Consider the following 15,771-nt stretch of genomic DNA (forward strand, 5'->3'; position numbering starts at 1 on the left):
GATCGCCCGTGTGCGCGCGCTGGCGCCGAAGCTGCCGCTGCTGATCCCGGGCGTCGCCGCCCTGGGCGCCGACGCCGCGGCCACGGTGCGCGCCGGCTGGCGGCCGGCGCGCAGGGTGGCCCAGGCCACCCGCGAGCTGCCGCAGCGCGGGGTCTTCGGGCAGGCTCGGGACCAAGGCGGGGACCTGGTGGCTACGAGCCGCGTTCGCGCTGCAGCAGCTCGCGGGTGGCCTGGGCCACCCTGCGCGCCGCCGCAGCGAAATCCTCGCCGTCGCCCGCGTACAGCACCGCACGCGACGAGTTGACGATGATCGGCGCGTCCGGCCGCCAGCCGGCGCGCACCGTGGCCGCGGCGTCGCCGCCCTGGGCGCCGACGCCCGGGATCAGCAGCGGCAGCTTCGGCGCCAGCGCGCGCACACGGGCGATCTCGGCCGGGAAGGTGGCGCCGACGACCAGGCCCAGGCGCTGGTCGCGGTTCCAGGGGCCGGCAGCCAGGCGCGCGACCCGTTCGTACAGGCGCTCGCCGCCGTCGAGCAGCTGGTTCTGCAGGTCGCTGCCGCCGGGGTTGGAGGTGCGGCACAGCAGGATCAGGCCGCGGCCGTCCCAGCGCAGATAGGGCTCGATCGAGTCGAAGCCCATGTAGGGCGACAGCGTCACCGCGTCGGCGTCGTAGCGCTCGAAGGCTTCGCGTGCGTACTGCTCGGCGGTCGAGCCGATGTCGCCGCGCTTGGCGTCCAGGATCACCGGCACTTCGGGCGCGACGCGGCGGATGTGGGCCACCAGGCGCTCGAGCTGGTCTTCGGCGCGGTGCGCGGCGAAGTAGGCGATCTGCGGCTTGAAGGCGCAGACCAGGTCGTGCGTGGCGTCGACGATCGCGGCGCAGAAGTCGTGGATGCGGCTGGCGTCGCCCTTCCAGGCGCCCGGGAAACGCGCCGGCTCGGGGTCCAGCCCGACGCAGAGCATCGAGGCCTGACGCGCGGTCGCCGCGGCCAGCTTGGCGGCAAAGCTCATCAGGCGCCCTCCGGCCTGACGCAAGCGGCCCCGGACAGGTCCTGCAGCCTCATGCCCGGTGCGCCAGCTGCACGGCGCGGCCGATGTAGTTGCCCGGCGTCATCGCCTTCAGGCGCTCGCGCTCGCCGTCGGGCAGCGCGTCCAGGCCGTCGATGAAGGCGTGGAAGGTCTCGCGCGTGACGGCGCGGCCGCGCGTCAGCTCCTTCAGCTGCTCGTAGGGGCTGGGCAGGCCGTGGCGGCGCATCACCGTCTGCACCGCCTCGGCCAGCACTTCCCAGGACGAGTCGAGGTCGGCGGCGAGCGCGGCTTCGTTCAGCTCCAGCTTGTCCAGGCCGCGCAGCAGGCTGTCGTGGCCGAGCAGTGCGTAGCCCAGGGCCACGCCCATGTTGCGCAGCACCGTGCTGTCGGTCAGGTCGCGCTGCCAGCGGCTGACCGGCAGCTTTTGCGACAGGTGCGTCAGCAGCGCGTTGGCCAGGCCGTAGTTGCCTTCGGCGTTCTCGAAGTCGATCGGGTTGACCTTGTGCGGCATCGTGCTCGAGCCGATCTCGCCCGCCTTGGTCTTCTGCTTGAAGTAGCCCAGCGAGATGTAGCCCCAGATGTCGCGCGACAGGTCGATCAGGATGGTGTCGCAGCGCGTCACGGCGTCGAACAGCTCGGCCATGTAGTCGTGCGGCTCGATCTGGATCGTGAACGGGTTGAACACCAGGCCCAGGCGCTCCTCGACGACCTGGCGGCTGAAGGCCTCCCAGTCAAACTCGGGCCAGGCGGCGACGTGGGCGTTGTAGTTGCCGACGGCGCCGTTCATCTTCGCGCGCAGCGGCACCGCGGCGATGGTCTCGCGGGCCCGCGTCAGGCGCGCGACGACGTTGGCGATCTCCTTGCCGACGGTCGTCGGGCTGGCGGTCTGGCCGTGGGTGCGGCTGAGCATCGGCACCGCGGCGAAACCGTGCGCCATCCGGCGCAGGCGCTCGATCAGCGCGTCGATCGCCGGCAGCAGCACGGTGTCACGCGCGGCCTTGAGCATCAGCGCGTGGCTGGTGTTGTTGATGTCCTCGCTGGTGCAGCCGAAGTGCACGAACTCGCCGGCCGCCTGCAGCTCGCTCTCGTGTTCGATGCGCGCCTTGATCCAGTACTCGACCGCCTTGACGTCGTGGTTCGTCGTGCGCTCGATGTCCTTGATCGCCTGGGCGTCGGCTTCGCTGAAGCGCAGCGCCAGGCTGCGCAACAGGCCGCGCGCGGCTTCGCTCAGCGGCTTGAACTCGTCGAAGCCGGCGTCGGACAGGGCGATGAACCACTCGACCTCGACCTGCACGCGGCGGTGCATCAGTCCGAATTCGCTCAGCAGCGGGCGCAGCGGCGCGAGGCGATTGGCGTAACGGCCGTCGAGCGGCGAAAGAGCGGTCAGTGCAGTCAGAGTCATCGCGGACGCCGAAAATCGGCAAATGGCTGCAGCCGTCAAGAGGACGGCCGGATCCCCATTAGGGGGTATTGCAGATTCTAGGCCGTGTCCGGTGACACGTAAGCGAGCAATTCCCGCGCGACGAGCCGCGCCGCCGGCCTACCAGGTGATCTCGAAGCGGCACTCGGCGTCGCCGCAGGCCTCGCAGGCGACCTCGGTCACCTGCGCATTCCGGTGCACGAGCACCGTGAAGAGGCGTTCGAAGGTGCCGGCGTAGAAGTCGCAGGCGGGCTTTTCGGCCTGCCAGCCGCGGCACAGCGGATTGTCGCGGATCGTCAGCACGCAGGGGCGGCCGACGACGTAGGCGAAGTGGCCGCTGCCGGCGAAAGTCCAGGAGTTGCGGCCTATCGCCGTCAGCAGCACGCGGGCGGCCAGCGGCGCCGGCAGCACTTTGAGCAGCGCCTGCACCGGCTTGGGGATGCGGCGCGCGAGCAGGTAGTCGGCGGTGCGCACGCCGGCGGCGTGCGCGATCTCGCCGGCCGCCTCGGTGCCCAGCGATTCGCGCAGCACGCCGTGCAGGCGGCAGACCTCGGTCTCGTCGACCATGGCCTGGGGCGGCGAACTGAGGTAGTTCGCCATGCCGGCGCGGTCGAACAGCCGGCGCGTCAGGTCGGTGCCGACCCGCGAGGGCAGCACCTCCGCGACGCGGATGATGGCGTTCGGACCGATGCGCCCGGCCAGGTTCACGACGCGCGCGCCTCCGAGGCGGCCTGCTGCTCTTCGGTCAGCTGCTCGGTGCCGCCGCCGCAGGCCATCGCGGCCTTGGCGAGTTCGAAGTTTTCCTCGCCCTTGCGGCGCTTCATCTCGATCTTCGGGCCGTGCATCGTCACCCAGTTGTCGTCGACGCGCGAGAGCTGGTCGGCGGTGGCGGCGTCGATGCGGCGGTCCTTGTCGAAGCTGAAGTTGACCGTCTTCTTGGTCTGCGGGCCCCAGTAGCCGACGCGGCCCAGGTCATAGAACTTGCGTTCGAAGCCGCTCTTCAGGAATGCCTTCAGGCAGCCCATCAGGTACTTGCGGCGCAGCTTGTCCTTCGTGAACGGGTACTGCAGGAACGCCTTGTTCATGAAGAACCGGCGGTAGTTGTTCATCACCCGGTCCAGCAGCTCGCCGCGGTCCATCGCGTCGGGCTTCATGATCGGGGTCACGAAGTTGTACTTCTCGAAGTCGAAGACCTCGACCTTGTCACCCAGTTCCTGGAACAGGTCGGAGAACGGCCAGGGCGTGTACATCGCCCAGTTCGCCATGTCCGGGTTCCAGTCGCGCGCCATCCGGTAGGTCTCTTCCAGCGTCTCGGCGGTCTCGTTTTCCAGACCGACGATGAACTGGGCCTCGGTGACGATGCCGTTGTCCTTCAGGAGCTGGATCGCGCGCTTGTTCTGCGCGACGGTCGTCTCCTTGTTGAACAGCTCCAGCTTCAGCTGCGCGGCGGCTTCGGTGCCCAGCGAGACGTGGATCAGGCCGGCCTTGCGGAACATCGGCAGCAGCTTCTCGTCGCGCAGGATGTCGGTGACGCGGGTGTTGATGCCCCACAGCACGCCCAGGTCGCGCTTGATCAGCTCTTCGCAGAACTCGATGAACTTCTTGCGGTGGATCGTCGGTTCTTCGTCGGCGAGGATGAAGAAGCCGACATCGTGTTCCTTGACCAGCTTCTCGATCTCGTCGACCACCTTCTTCGGGTCACGGATGCGGTAGTCGCGCCAGAACTTCCACTGGCTGCAGAACGAGCAGGTGAACGGGCAGCCGCGCGCGAAGTTCGGGATCGCGACGCGCTTGTTCATCGGGATGTAGATGTACTTGTCCCACTCGAGGATGCCCCAGTCCGGCGTGATGCGGTCCAGGTCCTCGATCGGGGGCTCGGCCGGCGTCGCGACGACCTTGCCGTCGCCGGTCGCGTAGGCGATGCCGTTGACGCAGTTGCGGTCAGCCTTGAAGTTGCCGTTGTCGACCGCGGTGACGAGGTTGAGCATCACCTGCTCGCCTTCGCCGCGCACGATGGCGTCGATCCAGGGCGCTTCCTTCAGGACCTGCGGGTACATGAAGGTGCCGTGGATGCCGCCGAGCACCGTGACGATGTCCGGGTTCACTTCCTTGGCGATCTGCAGCGCGCGTTCGGCCTTGTAGATCGCCGGCGTGATCGCGGTGCAGCCGACGATGTCGGGCTTGAGCGTCGTGATCTTCTCGCGGACCTGGTCTTCGCTCAGGTCGTGCGTCATCGCATCGACGAAATGGATGTCGGTGTAGCCGCCCGCCTTGAGGTAGCCGGTCAGGTAAGCCACCCACGCAGGCGGCCAGTTCCCGGCGATCTCGGCACCGCCGGAGTGATAGTTGGGGTGTATGAACAGCACACGCATGGAAACGGCTCCTCGCGATTCGGACTCGCACGGTAGGCGGGCACCCTCATTTCAGTTTTGCCCTAAGTCAATGACGGGTGACAGCCCCACTGACAACCGGGCCTGACACTCTTGGCCGCTGTCAAGTGTTCCGAGGCACAGGGCTTGCTAAAGTGCCCGGTCGGAGTCGTAACACCCCGATACAGCCCCCAGGAGCCCAGATGAAGATCACCCGCCGCCTCACCCTGCTCGCCGCCGCCTCGCTGGCCGCCAGCGTCGCCGTCCCGGCCTTCGCGCAAACCAAACTGAAGGTCGCCGCGATCTACACCGTGCCGGTCGAACAGCAGTGGGTCAGCCGCATCGACAAGGCGCTGAAGGCCGCCGCCACGCGCGGCGAGGTGGAATACGTCTTCAGCGAGAACGTCGCCAACGCCGATTACGAACGCGTGATGCGCCAGTACGCCGAAGCCGGCAACGTGCTGATCGTCGGCGAGTCCTTCGCCGTCGAGACCGCGGCGCGCAAGGTCGCCAAGGACTACCCGAAGATCGCCTTCCTGATGGGCAGCTCAGGCAAGCCGCAGGCGCCCAACTTCGGCGTCTTCGACAACTACATCCAGGAGCCGGCCTACCTCAGCGGCATGATCGCCGGCGGCGTCAGCAAGAGCGGCAAGATCGGCCTCGTCGGCGGCTACCCGATCCCCGAGGTCAACCGGCTGATGAACGCCTTCATCGCCGGCGCCAAGGAAGTGAACCCGAAGCTGCAGTTCTCGATCAGCTTCATCAACAGCTGGTTCGACCCGCCCAAGGCCAAGGAAGCCGCCTACGCGATGATCGACAAGGGCGCCGACGTGCTCTACGCCGAGCGTTTCGGCGTCAGCGACGCGGCCAAGGAGCGCAAGGTGCTGGCGATCGGCAACGTCATCAACACCCAGGCCCAGTACCCCGACACCGTCGTCGCCTCGGCGCTGTGGAACATGGAGCCGACGATCGACGCCGCGATCAAGGCGGTCAAGGCCGGTGCCTTCAAGGCCGAGGACTACGGCCGCTACTCGACGATGAAGTTCAAGGGCTCCGAGCTGGCGCCGCTGGGCACGTTCGCGAAGAAGGTGCCGGCGGACCTGGTCGCCAAGGTCCAGGCCAAGGAGAAGGCCATCCTGGCCGGCAGCTTCGTCGTCAAGGTTGACGACAGCCAGCCCAAGGCCGGCAAGTGAGCGTGCGCGGCGGCTGGTTCGGCCACCGCGTCTACGCGTAGCATGCCGGCGCGGCGCGTTCCGCGCCCGCCGGCATCCGCCTTTCATCGCCAACAAGACGAAGAAGCAACATGACCCGTGCCCTGCTCTGCGCAGCGCTTTTCGCTGCCGCGCCGTTCGCGTCGGCCGCCACTGCGCCGGCCTACGACATCGAGGATTTCTCGACTGCCGCGCTGATCGACAAGCCCACCGTGATGGCCGCCTGGAAGGACGCGCTGCCGGCCGAACGCCTGGCCAAGCTCTACCCGAAGTCCAAGTGGGGCTTCCTCAGCCAGGTCGAAGGCGGCCTCGTCGACGGCAAGCTGTGCGTCGTCACCGCACGCGTGACGCTGCTGCCCAAGACCTCGCCGACGCGGCGTTTCGTCTGGGAGCCGGCCAAGAGCTCGACGGTCTTCGACGGCCGCCCCGTGAACTCGGCCGCCGAATGCGGCGCGCTCGCCCAGGAACGGCTGAAGGACGCGCTGCGCTCGCTGGTCTCGAGCCTCGTCAAGGCCTGAGCGCGGCCTTCACGCGACTGGCCTGATCAGGCCAGCAGCGCCCAGAGCGCCGCGACCACCAGCGCCGCCAGCATCGTCACGCCGTAGAGCGAGGCGACGGCGGCGCTGCGCAACGCCTGTGCCCACCAGCGCCCGCCGTAGACGCGGCGCATCGCCAGCCAGGTGTAGACCGGCACGACGATCCAGGCCAGGCCTTGCAGCCCGCCGATCGGCAGCAGCGTGATGCCCAGCATCGCGAACCAGAACGCGTGCACGTGCAGCGCGAACACCAGGTGCTCGGTGTAGCGCAGCCGGCGGTTGCGGTAGGCCAGCGCCAGCCAGGCGGCGAACCCCGGCAGCAGCACGAACATCGCCGGGCCGATGGCGTCGACGAGCCTGGCCTTGAGCCCGCGTGTGTCGTTGGCCAGCGCCCCGGGCCCCGTGCCCAGGCGCTGCTCCAGCCGCTTGCAGACCCAGGCCGGCAGGTTGCTGCACTCGAAGCCCTTGCCGTCGGGCTTGAAGCCGAACTGCACGCTGGCCGAGCCGATGTTCAGCTCGACCTTGGGCGGCTCGTCCTTGTCGAACTGCACCGCCGGCTGCGGCGGGCTGGCGTCGAGCAGGTTGGACAGACGCACCGCCAGCAGCACCAGCACGCTGATCGTCAGGTACAGCCGCAGCGGCAGCACGTAGTGCTTGCGCCGGCCGCGCAGGTACTGGCGCGTCAGCTCGCCGGGGCGGCGGAACAGCAGCACCAGCGTGCGCCACATCGCACCTTCGGTCGACAGGTAGGCGCCGCCGAACTGCTGCACGAACTCGCCGACGGTCGGCGGCCGCACATGGGTTTCCTGGCCGCAGGACGGGCAGAAACGGGGCCTGGGTTCGGGCAGCGGCTGCTCGCAGTTGGGGCAGGTGTCCAGGATGTCTTCTTCTGGTTCGGGGTGCCTGCGATGGTAGCGCCAGGCTACGGGTGAACCCTGGGCTGGCGCAGTTCGTGCGAGACAATCGAATGATGTCTGCGAGTTCCCCGGTCCTGCGCCTGCGCGGCCTCACCAAACGTTTCGGCGCGCTCGTCGCCAATGACTCGATCTCGCTGGACCTGGACCGCGGCGAGGTGCTGGCGCTGCTGGGCGAGAACGGCGCCGGCAAGAGCACGCTGGTGTCCATCCTGTTCGGCCACTACGTCGCCGACGAGGGTTCGATCGAAGTCGATGGCCGCCCCTTGCCGCCGGGCCAGCCCAAGGCGGCGCTGGCCGCCGGCATCGGCATGGTGCACCAGCACTTCACGCTGGCCGACAACCTGAGCGTGCTCGACAACGTGATGCTGGGCACCGAAAGCCTGTGGCAGCCGTTTTCACGCCGCGGCGAGTGGCGCGCGCGGCTGCAGGACGCCGCGCAGCGTTTCGGCCTGCACGTCGACCCCGACGCGCGCATCGCCGAGCTGTCGGTGGGCGAGCGCCAGCGCGTCGAGATCCTGAAGGCCCTGGTGCGCGGCGCGCGCATCCTGATCCTGGACGAACCGACCGCGGTGCTGACCCCGCAGGAAAGCGAGTCGCTGTTCGCGACGCTGGCGCAGATGGTCGCAGGCGGCCTGTCCATCATCTTCATCAGCCACAAGCTCGACGAGGTGCTGCGTGTCAGCGACCGCGTCGCGGTGCTGCGCGCCGGCAAGCTGATCGCGGTGCTGCCGGCCGCAGGCGCGAGCAAGTCCGACCTGGCCGAGGCCATGGTCGGGCGCAGCGTCGCGCCGGCGGTGAAGACGCGGCGCGAAGCCGGCGCCGTGGTCTGCGAGCTGCCCGGCACGACGCTGGCGATCCGCGCCGGCGAGGTGTTTGCGGTCGCCGGTGTCGCCGGCAACGGCCAGCAGGCGCTGGCCGACGCGCTCTGCGGCGAACTCGCGCCGCCGGGTGGCGCGCTGCGGCTGGACGGGCGGGCGCTGCCGGCGTCGCCGCGGCGTTTCGTCGCCGCCGGCGTCGCGCGCATCCCCGAGGACCGGCACGCCGTCGGTGTCGTCGGCGACCTGCCGATCTGGGAGAACGCGGTGCTCGAGCGCTACGCCAGCGCCGGCTTCGCGCGTGCCGGCGTCGTGCGCCGCGGCGCCGCACGCGCATTCGCGCAGCAGGTGGTCGAACGCTTCGACGTGCGCGGTGGCGGCCTGGAGACGACGACACGGTCGCTCTCGGGCGGCAACATGCAGAAGCTGATCCTGGGCCGCGCGCTGCTGGGCAGCGGCAGCACGCCGCGCCTGGTCGTCGCCAACCAGCCGACCTGGGGCCTGGACATCGGCGCCGTCGCCTACGTGCACCAGCAGCTGCTCGACGCCTGCGCCGCCGGCGCCGCGCTGCTGCTGATCAGCGAAGACCTGGACGAGATCTTCGCGCTTGCCGACCGCATCGCGGTGCTGCACCACGGCGTGCTCGGCGCGCCGCGGCCGGCGGCCGACTGGACGCTGGCCGAGATCGGCCTGGCGATGTCGGGCGCACAGACGGAGGCGCGCCATGCGGCTTGAACGACGCAGCACGGTGCCGCGTGCGCTGCTCGTCGCCGCGCCTCTGGCGGCCGTGCTGTTCACGCTGCTGGCGACTTCGCTGCTGGTGGCCTGGGCTGGCGCGCCGGTGGGGCGCGCCTACGCGCTGCTGCTCGAAGGCGGTTTCGGCTCGCGCTTCGCGATCACCGAGACGCTGACGCGCGCCACGCCGCTGATCTTCACCGGCCTGGCGGCCGCGGTCGCGTTCCGCGCGCGGCTCTTCAACATCGGCGCCGAAGGCCAGCTCTACGCCGGCGCGCTGGCGGCGGTGGCCGTCGGCGGGCTGCACGACGGTGTCGGCTACGAGCTCGCGCCCGGGCTGCTGTTCGTGCTGATGTTCGCCGCCGCGGCGCTGGCCGGTGCGCTGCTGCTGCTGGGGCCGGCGCTGCTGAAAAGCCGCTTCGGTGTCGACGAGGTCGTGACCACGCTGCTGCTGAACTTCATCGTGCTGCTGTTCGTCTCGGCGATGCTGGACGGGACTATGAAGGACCCGACGGCGATGGGCTGGCCGCAGAGCGTGGCGCTGCAGGACCTGCTGCAGCTGGACAAGCTGGTCGAGCGCAGCCGCGTGCACACGGGGCTGCTCGCTGCGGTCGTGCTTGCTGTCGCGCTCTGGGCGCTGCTGAAGTACACGACGCTGGGCTTCGAGATCCGCGCCGTCGGCGCCAACGCACGCGCGGCCCGTTTTGCCGGCATGCCGGTGGGCTGGACGACGGTGAAGGTGGCGCTGCTGTCGGGTGCGCTCGCCGGGCTGGCGGGTGCGGTCGAGGTCGCAGGGCGCACCGGCTACGTCACCCTGGACATGAGCCCGGGCTACGGCTACAGCGGCATCGTCATCGCGATGCTGGCGATGCTGAACCCGCTGGCCGTCGTCGCCGCCGCGATCTTCGTCGCCGGCATGCTGGTCGGTGCCGACAGCATGAGCCGCGCGGTCGCGGTGCCCACCTACATCGCCGACGTCATCGTCGCCGTGTCGCTGCTGGCGGTGCTGGTGGCGACGATGCTGGCGCAATACCGGATCCGCCGTTGATGAGCCCTCAGAACTTGTTCGGGGCTCATTCCCGCCTGGCGGGACCGGCCGCCAGGCCGAAGGGTGCCCCAGTGAGCCCTCAGAACTTGTTCGGGGCTCATTCCCGCCTGGCGGGACCGGCCGCAGGCCTTAGGGTGCCCCGATGAGCGAGACGCTGGACCTGCTGCTGGCCGCCCCGTTCTGGGTGGCGGTGCTGCGCATCGCGACGCCGCTGCTGCTGGGCACGCTGGGCGTGCTGCTGTGCGAACGCGCCGGGGTGCTGAACCTGGGCATCGAAGGGATCATGGTCGCCGGCGCCTTTGCCGGCTGGCTGGCGGTCTACCAGGGCGCGGGGCTGTGGACCGGGGTGCTGGTCGCCGCCGGTGTCGGCGCCGCGTTCGGGCTGCTGCACGCGGGGCTGACCGTCGTGCTCGGGCTGTCGCAGCACGTCGCCGGCCTGGGCATCACGCTGCTGGCGACGAGCCTGGCGAGCTTCGCCTACCGCGTCGGTTTCCCCAAGGTCGAGACGCCGCCGACGATCGAGCCCTTCGCGCCGATGTCCTGGCTGCCGCTGCCGGTGCTGAACGAACAGACGCCGCTGGTGCTGCTGGCGCTGCTGCTGGTGCCGGCGGTGGCCTGGTTCCTGTACCGCACGCCGCTGGGGCTGGCCGTGCGCATGGTCGGCGAGAACCCGGCCGCCGCCGAAGGCCAGGGCCTGAACGTGCTGCGGCTGCGCACCGGCGCGGTCGTCGCCGGCTCGGCGCTGATGGGCGTGGCCGGCGCTTTCCTCACGCTGTCGGCCTTCAACGCCTTCTACTTCAACATGGTCAACGGCCGCGGCTGGGTCTGCGTCGCGCTGGTCGTGTTCGCGTCGTGGCGGCCGGGCAAGGCGCTGCTGGGCGCCCTGCTGTTCGCTTTCTTCGACGCGCTGCAACTGCGGCTGCAGCAGGCCGGCGGCGGTGTCTTCGGTGTCGAGCTGCCATACCAGGTCTACCTGATGCTGCCCTACGCGATGGCCATCGTCGCGCTGGTCGTCGTCGCGCGCCGCGCCGCGTATCCGCAGGCGCTGATGAAACCGTATCGCCAGGGAGAACGCTAGGAATGCGCGCGGCTGTTGCCGCGCGCATTCCAGCGTCGGGCTGAACGCACGGCTCCCCCGAGCCCCCTCCGAGAGGGTGCTCCAGCATGTCGGACCGCACCCTCCAGCCTCCCTCCGCGAGGGAGGCTCCAGTCAGTCTGACGACGGTTGGCGCGCGTCGGCCTGCGCTCGCCTTCCTACTCCTGGAGCGCCGCGAAGAATGCTGCGAGCTTCCGGTCGTCCAGCCGGCCTTCGCAGCGCACGCCGCTGCACAGGTCCAGGCCATAAGGTTGCACGGTCTCGACCGCGCGGCGCACGTTGGCCGGGTTCAGGCCGCCGGCCAGGAACAGCGGCAGCGGCCAGACCGCGTCGCGGATGCGGCGGCTGATCGCCCAGTCGTGGCGCCGGCCGGTGCCGCCCAGCTCCTTGACCGCCAGCGCCGGGTTGCCCGAGTCGAGCAGGATGGCGTCGACGTAAGGCGCCACGGCCTGCGCCTCGGCGATCGAGGCTTCGCCGGTGACGTGGATCACCTGCACCAGCTCGACCCCCGGGCACAACCGGCGCAGCGCCTGCAGTTCGGCGTGCGGCACGTGGTCGACCAGCTGCAGCGTCGTCGTGCCGGCGGCCGCGTGCTGCGCGGCGATGGCCGCGGCGTCGGTGCGGCAGGTCAGCAGGAAAGTGCGTGTGGGCGGCGGCACCGCGGCGGCGATCTCGGCGATGGTCTCGTCGGCGATCACGCCGGGCCCGCTGGGCATCGCCGACACCAGCCCCAGCGCCGCGGCGCCGGCTTCGACTGCGAGCCGGGCTTCTTCGACGCTGGCGATGCAGCAGATCTTGACGACCGGGGTCATGTGCCTGCTCCCTCCACCCGTTCGTGCAGCCAGGGCGGCACCACCGGCGCCGCGTCGGCTAGCGTCATGGCCGCCTGCACCGCGGCGACCGCACGTGCCGCGCCGGCAGCGTCCGCCGCATGCACCCGCGCCAGCGGCTCGCCTGCGCGGCGCGCCTCGCCCAGCGCCACCACCTCGTCCAGGCCGACACGCGCATCGACCACGTCGCCGCCGCGGCGCCGGCCGCCGCCCAGTTCGACGATGGCGTAACCCAGCGCCCGGCCGTCGATCGCCGCGACGAAACCGTCGCGCGGCGCCGGCACGGCGACGACCACCGGCGCGGTGGCCAGCTGCGCGTCGTGCAGCACGTCGGCCGGGCCGCCGAGGCCGGCGACCATCGCCGCAAAACGTTCCGCCGCCGCGCCGCTGGCCAGCGCCTGGCGTGCCGCCGCCAGCGCCGCGGCTTCGTCGGCCTGCAGCCCGCCCAGCACCAGCAGCCGCGCCGCCAGGCCCAGCGTGACGTCGACCAGGCGCGCATCGCCCGGCCCGCCGCGCAGCAGCGCCAGGCATTCGGCGACTTCGAGCGCGTTGCCCGCCGTGCGCCCCAGCACCTGGTTCATGTCGGTGACCAGCGCCGCCGCCGCCAGCCCGGCGCCGCGTGCGGTGTCGACCAGGCTCGTGGCCAGCGCGTGCGCCGCGGCCGCGTCGCGCATGAAGGCGCCGCTGCCGACCTTGACGTCCAGCACCAGCGCGTCGAGCCCGGCCGCGAGCTTCTTGCTGAGGATGCTGGCGGTGATCAGCGGCAGCGACTCGACGGTGGCGGTGACGTCGCGGATGGCGTAGAGCCGGCGGTCGGCCGGCGCCAGGCGTTCGGACGCACCGACGATGGCGCAGCCGGCCGTGTGCAGCACCGCGTGCAGGCGTTCGGGCGAGGGCGCGACGCCGTAACCCGGCAGCGCCTCCAGCTTGTCCAGCGTGCCGCCGGTGTGGCCCAGGCCGCGGCCGCTGATCATCGGCACCAGGCCGCCGCAGGCGGCGACGATGGGCGCCAGCAGCAGGCTGGTCTTGTCGCCCAGGCCGCCGCTGCTGTGTTTGTCCAGCACCGGGCGGCCGTAGCTGCGCCAGTCCAGGCGCTCGCCTGAAGCGGTCATCGCCTGCGTCAGCGCGACGGTTTCGGCGCGATCCATGCCGCGCAGCAGCACGGCCATCGCCAGCGCGGCGACCTGGGCGTCGCTCCAGCGTGCATCGCCGTCGGCGACCAGGCCGGTGACGAAGGCCGCGATCGCGTCCAGCCCCAGCGCCTGGCCGTCGCGTTTGGTGGCGATCACCTCGACCGGCAGCATCTCAGTCGCGGCGCTGGATGCGCGTGTCGCGCGGCGGCTGCAGCCCCGGGTGGGCCGCCAGGTACTGCGCCAGCGCGTCGGCGTCGGGCAGGCCGTAGACGCGGTCTTCGCCGTCGCGCAGCACGCTGAAGCGGTCGCCGCCGTCGGCCAGGTAGCTGTTGACGGTGATGCGCAGACGCTGCGCCGGCTCGATGCGCCGGCCCTCCAGCGTCAGCGAGCCCGGCAGCAGGCGCTGGCCCGCCGGGCGCGAGGCGTCCCATTCGTAGCGCAGCCCGCGCGAGACCTGCAGCACGCGCGGGGCCTGGCCGTGGAACTGCTGCTCCAGCAGCGCCGCCAGTTGCGCGCCGCTGATCGTCAGCGTCACCAGCCGGTTGCCGAAGGGCTGGGCCTCGAACACCTCTTCATAGCGCACACGGCCGTCGCCGGTCTTCAGGATCGGGCTGCGCAGGCCGCCGGGGTTGGTCAGCGCCGCCTGGGCGCCCACGGCGCGGGTGGCCTCGAGTTGCGCGTCGGCGACGACGCGGCCCAGCGTCGACTCGCCGGCGCTGTCGGCCTCGCGCGTCAGCGAGCCGGCGATCGTGCCGACGATGCGTTTGGCCAGCGGTGCGGCGACCCGTTCGTAAGCCGCCAGCAGCGCCGTCTGCGCCGCGTCGGGCGCGAAGCGCGCGGGGTCGACGACGACGTTGTGCGCGTCGGCGCGTTGCACGCGGCCGCTGGCGCGGTCGAGTTCCAGGTCGATGGCCGTGACCAGCGTGCCGTAGCGGTCGCCGCTGGTGACGAGCCGGCCGTCGAGGCGGCAGACGTAGGCGCGGTGCGTGTGGCCGCTGACGACGACCGACACCGCCCGGTCCAGCCGCGGCACGATGCGGGTGATGGCGCCGCGCAGGTCGTCGCAGCCGTCGCGCCCGCCGCCGGCTTCGCCGCCTTCGTGCAGCAGCACGACGATGGCGTGCACGCCCTGGCGCTGCAGCTCGGGCACGAGCGCGTTGACGCTCTCGGCTTCGTCGCGGAACTCCAGCCCGGCGACGCCGGCCGGCATCACGATCTGCGGCGTGGCTTTCAGCGTCAGGCCGACGAAGGCCACCGGCACGCCGTCGAAGCGGCGCACCGCGTACGGCGGCAGCAGCGTCTGGCCGGTCTTGCGCACCACGGTGCTGGCGGCCAGGTACTGGAAGCCGGCGCCGGCAAAGGGTTTGGGCCCGCGGCAGCCGTCCAGCGGGTGGCAGCCGCCGCGCTGCAGGCGCAGCAACTCGTCGGCGCCGTCGTCGAACTCGTGGTTGCCGACGGCGCTGAAAGCCAGCCCCATCGCCGACAGCGACTCGACCGTCGGCTCGTCGTGGAACAGCGCCGACAGCAGCGGCGACGCGCCGACCAGGTCGCCGGCGGCGACGAAGACGTGGTGGGGGTGGCCGGCGGCGAGTTCACGCACCGCGCTGGCCAGCGTCTCGGCGCCGCCCGCGGGCACGGTGAGCGTGCGCGCCGGGTCGGCCGGGTCGGGCATCCGAAAGCCCCCGGGCGGCGGCTTCAGGTAGCCGTGGAAGTCGTTGATCGCCAGCAGGCGCAGTGCGACGGTGCCGGGCGCCGCCGAGGCCGCAGGTGCGGCCGGCGCCGCGGCCGGCGGGGCGGCGCAGGCGGCGAGCGTGGTGGCGGCCAGTGCCGCGAGCAGGGCCCGGCAGCGCATCGTCAGTAGCTGCCGGCGCGGGCCGGGCGCGGGGTGCCGGCGATCACGGCTTCGAGGTCGTCGAGCAGGCTGCTGGCGCCGATGCGAAAGCGCGCCGGCGTCGGCTGGCCGATGGCGGCGCGTGCCAGGTAGACGTAGCCCTGCGCGTCTTCGGCGCTGCGCACGCCGCCCGAGACCTTGATCCCGACCTGGCGGTAGCCGCCGCCGGAGATCGCCGTCAGCAGCAGGCGCACGGCGTCGACGCTGGCGCCGTGCGGCGTGCGGCCGGTGCTGGTCTTCAGGAAGTCGGCGCCGGCGTCGAGCGCGATGCGGGCGGCGTTGCGGATCAGCGCCGGGTCGCGCAGTTTGCCGGTTTCGAGGATGACCTTCAGCGTGCGGCCGCGTGTTTCGCGCCGCACCTGGGCGAGCAGCGTGCGCGCCTGGTCCAGCGCCTGCCAGGGCATCACGACGTCGACCTCGTCGCCGCCGGCCGTCACGATCTCGGCGGCCTCGCGCACGGCGCGTTCGACGTCGGCGCTGCCGTCCGGGAAGTTGGCCACCGCCGCCACCTTGATGGTCGGTGGCAGCGCCGCACGCGCCTGCGCCACGAACTTCGGCCAGACGCACACCGCCGCCACCCGCCCCTGCGGCCCTTCGGCGCGCCGGCACAGGCGCTCCACGTCAGCCGCCGTGTCGGCGTCGTTCAGGCTCGTCAGGTCCAGACAGGCGAGCGCGGTGCGGGAGGTGGCGATCAGGTCTTTCATTTGGGGTCGGCTGACGGGGGTTGGGTGTCGGGGTGGAG

At 71.3% G+C, this 15,771-nt stretch carries 14 protein-coding genes and 1 pseudogene; 6 read left to right on the forward strand and 9 right to left on the reverse strand.

All coding sequences use genetic code 11. The annotated features are described in order from the left end of the window. Nucleotides 1-304, forward strand: a pseudogene (locus CKO43_RS26455) (hypothetical protein); the annotation flags it as partial. On the opposite strand, the gene pyrF reads toward CKO43_RS26455, so the two are convergent. The 4 genes from pyrF to bchE all read right to left on the reverse strand — a co-directional run bounded on the left by pyrF (nt 192) and on the right by bchE (nt 4,820). Further along, entirely contained in the window at nt 192-1,010 is an 819-nt protein-coding gene (pyrF, locus tag CKO43_RS21495) for an orotidine-5'-phosphate decarboxylase (protein WP_200227909.1), read from the reverse strand. The pseudogene CKO43_RS26455 and the gene pyrF overlap by 113 nt on opposite strands. Nucleotides 1,011-1,059: 49 nt before the next feature. Next, entirely contained in the window at nt 1,060-2,430 is a 1,371-nt protein-coding gene (purB, locus tag CKO43_RS21500) for an adenylosuccinate lyase (RefSeq protein ID WP_200227911.1), read from the reverse strand. Nucleotides 2,431-2,568: 138 nt separating this feature from the next. Then, nucleotides 2,569-3,156 carry a bacteriochlorophyll 4-vinyl reductase gene (bchJ, locus tag CKO43_RS21505; protein ID WP_200227913.1) on the reverse strand — a complete coding sequence of 196 codons (588 nt, stop codon included), beginning with the start codon at nt 3,154-3,156 and terminating at the stop codon, nt 2,569-2,571. Continuing rightward, nucleotides 3,153-4,820 carry a magnesium-protoporphyrin IX monomethyl ester anaerobic oxidative cyclase gene (gene bchE, locus CKO43_RS21510; protein WP_200227915.1) on the reverse strand — a complete coding sequence of 556 codons (1,668 nt, stop codon included), beginning with the start codon at nt 4,818-4,820 and terminating at the stop codon, nt 3,153-3,155. Before bchE ends, bchJ begins: the two co-directional genes overlap by 4 nt. A 200-nt stretch (nt 4,821-5,020) precedes the next feature. Here bchE and CKO43_RS21515 point away from each other — a divergent pair, with 200 nt between their 5' ends. Further along, a complete protein-coding gene (locus CKO43_RS21515; protein WP_200227917.1) occupies nt 5,021-6,010 on the forward strand; it encodes a BMP family protein in 990 nt (329 codons plus the stop codon). A 110-nt stretch (nt 6,011-6,120) separates the two neighbouring features. Further along, nucleotides 6,121-6,546, forward strand: coding sequence for a hypothetical protein (locus CKO43_RS21520; RefSeq protein WP_200227919.1), 426 nt, complete (start codon nt 6,121-6,123; stop codon nt 6,544-6,546). A 26-nt stretch (nt 6,547-6,572) separates the two neighbouring features. Here the strand turns inward: CKO43_RS21520 and CKO43_RS21525 are convergent, their stop codons facing one another. Further along, complete coding sequence (locus tag CKO43_RS21525) at nt 6,573-7,361, reverse strand: DUF3667 domain-containing protein (protein WP_346014410.1); 789 nt, start codon at nt 7,359-7,361, stop codon at nt 6,573-6,575. 173 nt (nt 7,362-7,534) lie between these two features. On the opposite strand from CKO43_RS21525, the gene CKO43_RS21530 reads away from it, so the two are divergent. The 3 genes from CKO43_RS21530 (at nt 7,535) to CKO43_RS21540 (ending at nt 11,157) form a co-directional block, all read left to right on the forward strand. Beyond that, entirely contained in the window at nt 7,535-9,031 is a 1,497-nt protein-coding gene (locus CKO43_RS21530) for an ABC transporter ATP-binding protein (protein ID WP_200227921.1), read from the forward strand. Then, nucleotides 9,021-10,079 carry an ABC transporter permease gene (locus CKO43_RS21535; RefSeq protein WP_200379912.1) on the forward strand — a complete coding sequence of 353 codons (1,059 nt, stop codon included), beginning with the start codon at nt 9,021-9,023 and terminating at the stop codon, nt 10,077-10,079. The genes CKO43_RS21530 and CKO43_RS21535 overlap by 11 nt, the downstream gene beginning before the upstream one ends. A 142-nt stretch (nt 10,080-10,221) precedes the next feature. Further along, entirely contained in the window at nt 10,222-11,157 is a 936-nt protein-coding gene (locus tag CKO43_RS21540) for an ABC transporter permease (RefSeq protein ID WP_200379913.1), read from the forward strand. Between the two features lie 176 nt (nt 11,158-11,333). Here the strand turns inward: CKO43_RS21540 and CKO43_RS21545 are convergent, their stop codons facing one another. The 4 genes from CKO43_RS21545 to deoC are packed head-to-tail and all read right to left on the reverse strand — an operon-like array spanning nt 11,334 to nt 15,733. Beyond that, complete coding sequence (locus CKO43_RS21545; RefSeq protein WP_200379914.1) at nt 11,334-11,987, reverse strand: phosphoribosylanthranilate isomerase; 654 nt, start codon at nt 11,985-11,987, stop codon at nt 11,334-11,336. Then, nucleotides 11,984-13,309, reverse strand: a complete 1,326-nt coding sequence (locus CKO43_RS21550; protein WP_200379915.1) for a thymidine phosphorylase — start codon at nt 13,307-13,309, stop codon at nt 11,984-11,986. The genes CKO43_RS21545 and CKO43_RS21550 overlap by 4 nt, the downstream gene beginning before the upstream one ends. A gap of 1 nt (nt 13,310) precedes the next feature. Then, on the reverse strand, nt 13,311-14,990 hold the full coding sequence (locus tag CKO43_RS21555; RefSeq protein WP_200379916.1) for a bifunctional metallophosphatase/5'-nucleotidase: 1,680 nt from the start codon (nt 14,988-14,990) through the stop codon (nt 13,311-13,313). A 2-nt stretch (nt 14,991-14,992) separates the two neighbouring features. Continuing rightward, entirely contained in the window at nt 14,993-15,733 is a 741-nt protein-coding gene (deoC, locus tag CKO43_RS21560) for a deoxyribose-phosphate aldolase (RefSeq protein ID WP_200379917.1), read from the reverse strand. Nucleotides 15,734-15,771: the final 38 nt, after the last annotated feature.

It is taken from the genome of Rubrivivax gelatinosus (assembly GCF_016583785.1).
Lineage (GTDB): Bacteria > Pseudomonadota > Gammaproteobacteria > Burkholderiales > Burkholderiaceae_C > Rubrivivax > Rubrivivax gelatinosus_B.